The organism is Nocardia sp. NPDC058497, from assembly GCF_042720195.1.
Classification (GTDB): domain Bacteria; phylum Actinomycetota; class Actinomycetes; order Mycobacteriales; family Mycobacteriaceae; genus Nocardia.
The window spans coordinates 1-3181 of sequence record NZ_JBHXMY010000649.1 but is presented as its reverse complement, the minus strand read 5'-3'; the positions used below and the strand labels follow the sequence as shown (position 1 = coordinate 3181).

The 3181-nt window shown below is 67.6% G+C and carries 3 protein-coding genes and 1 pseudogene; all 4 read right to left on the bottom strand.

Going from position 1 to position 3181, the window contains the following annotated elements:
* Positions 1 to 354: pseudogene (locus tag ACFWPJ_RS28845) on the bottom strand (hypothetical protein); the annotation flags it as partial.
* Positions 347 to 1183, bottom strand: a complete 837-nt coding sequence (locus tag ACFWPJ_RS28840) for a MarR family transcriptional regulator (protein WP_378856059.1) — start codon at positions 1181 to 1183, stop codon at positions 347 to 349. The gene ACFWPJ_RS28840 and the pseudogene ACFWPJ_RS28845, both read right to left, overlap by 8 nt.
* A gap of 392 nt (positions 1184 to 1575) precedes the next feature.
* The gene (locus tag ACFWPJ_RS28835) at positions 1576 to 2274 is read right to left on the bottom strand and encodes a response regulator (RefSeq protein WP_378856057.1); all 699 of its coding nucleotides are present in this window, start codon (positions 2272 to 2274) and stop codon (positions 1576 to 1578) included.
* Positions 2271 to 3181 (bottom strand): sensor histidine kinase (locus ACFWPJ_RS28830; protein WP_378856055.1); only part of this gene is annotated, 911 nt, incomplete at its 5' end. The genes ACFWPJ_RS28830 and ACFWPJ_RS28835, both read right to left, overlap by 4 nt.

Genomic DNA, 3181 nt, shown 5'->3' with positions numbered 1-3181 from the left:
CCCGAAGGAAGGCACCAGAATGTCGATGTCGAGGCGGTCCCCGGATACTTCGCGGGTGTAGTGGTTGCCTTCTGCGAGGGTATAGCCCAACTCTTGAATGCGTTGGTGCAGTTGTGGTTCCACGGCTACGAGGGTTTCCTGGGCCATGCCGGCGTCGGCGTCGGCAGTGCCGCGCAATGGCCAGTGGGGTATCGGGTAGGCGTGCTGGAGCAGTTGTACCATGTGCCCGCCCACGACTCGGTAGGCGCCGACGTCGAGAGGTTCGGCGGCGGTGGCCAAGTCCGCAAGTGCCCGAAAGCCTCGATCGGCCGCACGACTGGTGGACCGGACGTGGATCACACGCGGGTCAGACATCGAGAGATCCTGTTGCGATTGCGGTGGTCAAGTGCTGTGCGGCTTCCTGCGCGGTGGGTGTGGTGCTGGCGTGGAGCAGATCCCACAGCGTGATCGCCGGATCGGTAATCAGGTGCCGCCCTGCGTAAGGGCGCGCCTGGGCAGCAGCGACGTGCGCAATGGTCAGGTCTTGCGGGACCACGACGGTCATGGTTGCTCCTGCCGGTTGCGCTGGGGAGAACCCGGCAGGGGTGAAGTCGATGAGCTCGGGCAGATACATCCGGACAGTGCCGGGAAGCTGCCAGGGTGAGTAGCGATCGGCGGCGAGGTCTCCGCCGATGATCCCGGTGAGGTCGAGCTCGTCGAGTAGATCCAGGGCGGACCGCGCTTGCTCGGCGGGGTCGTCGAGGCCGTACCAGTGGGTGACTGTGCCGCCGGGACCTCGGTATTGGGCGAGCCATACCTGCAAGGTGCCCTCTTTCGCTATCCAGCCGTGCCCCTCGCGGGTGACATGCTCCTTGGCTCGTTTGAGTGCCTGGGATACAGCCTGTTGGCTGATACCGACCGTCCGGGCGAGTTCGGTTTGATGCAGGGGCTCGTTGGCGGTCGCCAGTGTCCGCAGAACGGCCTGTGCTCCCCAACCCGAGTTGCGGTGAACATATTCGTTCTTCTGGTTGCGGTCCGGCTCGAGGAAGACATGGCCGGCAACGATCACCTGTGGTGGGTCGAAGGTAACCAGATCGTATTCGCCGGCCCGGGCAGCTACCACGACGGCCGGGGTGGCTGACTGCGCCGCGTACAGGGTCGGGCGCTCGCCGCGACCGGCGTGAGCGGTGGTGGCGCGCGCCAATCGGTGGTGCACCAGCTTGAGGTCGACGTGGCGGGGACCACGATCGGGCACGGCCAGGACCAGGTCTTTCCCCGTGCCGGCGGCGACCCTCAATCCAGCTCGTCGTAGTGTCGGGATGAGTTGGGACATTGCATCTTCAACCACCCACCCGCCTCCTATTACATGTATCTATCAAAATAGTCAAACAAGCGTCGCAACCTCCACTAGGGTAACACTTGTTTGAAACTCCATCAGATCAATGGTATAAGAACGTTCGAGTCATTCTGCGCGGATAGCACCTCCCCGCGATGACCTGCAGTGTGGGGTCGCGTCAATCGCCCATCCCAATAGTCCCGCCCGCGCCCCCCAGACCTCGATGCTTCGCCGGCGCGGAGCGCTTGTCCTGACCTCGGTTACGCGCCGGCGCGCCAGCGGTAGCGGGTCTTCGGGCGACCGGCGCGGCCGTAATCGGCTCGGCGTTCGGCCAATCCGTCGTCGGCGAGTTTTTCCAGGTAGCGCCAGGCGGTGATCCGGGAGACGCCGACGGCGGCCGCGGCGTCGGTCGCGGTGATGCCTGCCTCGGCCGAGCGCACCGCGCGCGACACCTCCTCGAGGGTGTGCTGCACAACGCCTTTCGGTGCGCCCGCGCGCTGGTCGGCGGTGCGTAGTGCGCCGAGGGCGCGGTCGATGTCGTACTGCGACAGGGCGGCCTCGCCCGCGGGGAGTGCGGTGTCGAAATCGCGGTAGCGCTCCAGCTTTTCGCGGAACGCAGCGAAGGTGAAGGGCTTGAGCAGGTACAGCACCACGCCGTGGGCGACGGCGCTGCGCACCATGTTCAGCTCGCGGGCCGAGGTGATCGCGATGACGTCGGGTCGCGGCTCGAGGCTGTTGAGCGCTGCGGCGACCTCGAGTCCGCTGATGTCGGGCAGGCCGATGTCCATCAGGACCAGGTGGAACGGCCGGCCGTCGGCGATTGCCTCGGCGGCGAGTGCGAGCGCGTCGCGACCGGTGTGCGCGACACCGCCGGTGACGAATCCGTCGAGCCGCTCGAGGTAGGCCCGGTGTGCCTGGGCGATCAGCGGTTCGTCCTCGACGATCAGGACGCGGATCATGTTTTCTCCCTCAGCGGAATGCGAACGATGACCGCGCTGTGTGGTGCGGCCGTGGTGGTGATGGCGCCGCCGTGCCGATCGACGAGGCGGTGCACGAGTGCCAAGCCGAGGCCGGCGTGGTCGGATTTGGTGGTGTAGCCGCGTTCGGCGGCGCGGACGAACATCTGTGCCGACATGCCTGGGCCGCTGTCGGAGACCCGCACCAGCAGTTCGCCGTCGCGGTGGCACACCGACACCTCCACCCGCTTGTCGACGGTGCCCGCGGCGGCGTCGATCGCGTTGTCGACGAGGTTGCCGACCAGGGTGACGGCCTCGTGCGCCGAGAGCGGATCGGTGGAGTCCAGCGCGGTGTCCTCGCTGATGGCCAGGCTCACCCCGCGCTCGGCCGCCTGGTCGACCTTGCCGAGCAGCAGCGCGGCTAGCGCCGCGTCGCCCACCGCGGACAGCAGCCGGTCGATGAGGACCTGTGAGAGTTGCAGTTCCGCGGTGGCGAAGGCGACGGCCTCCTCCGGGCGGCCCAGCTCGACCATCGTGACGACGGTGTGCAGCCGGTTCGCCGCCTCGTGCGCCTGGGCGCGCAGCGACTCGGCGAAACCACGGACCGAGTCGAGTTCGCCGAGGACCGCGCGCAGTTCGGTCTGGTCGCGGATGGTGAGCACGGTGCCGATCGGGCGGCCCTCCCAGCTGACCACGTCCTGGTTGACCAGCAGCACCCGATCGGTGGTCACGTGCGTCTCGTCGCGCACGACGCCCCAGCGCATCTGCCGCAGCGAGGTCGGCAGGTCGCTGCGATGCACCGGCCCCTCGGGCAGGTCGAGCAGTGTGCGCGCCTGATCGTTGACCACCTCGGCGGGCCCTGGACTCGACCCGAACACCACCAGGCCCTCGTGCACGGAGTGCAGCACCG

What these genes read in the sequence shown, in the direction of transcription:
- ACFWPJ_RS28835 (WP_378856057.1), bottom strand. Translation starts at nt 2,274, where the DNA reads ATGATCCGCGTCCTGATCGTCGAGGACGAACCGCTGATCGCCCAGGCA.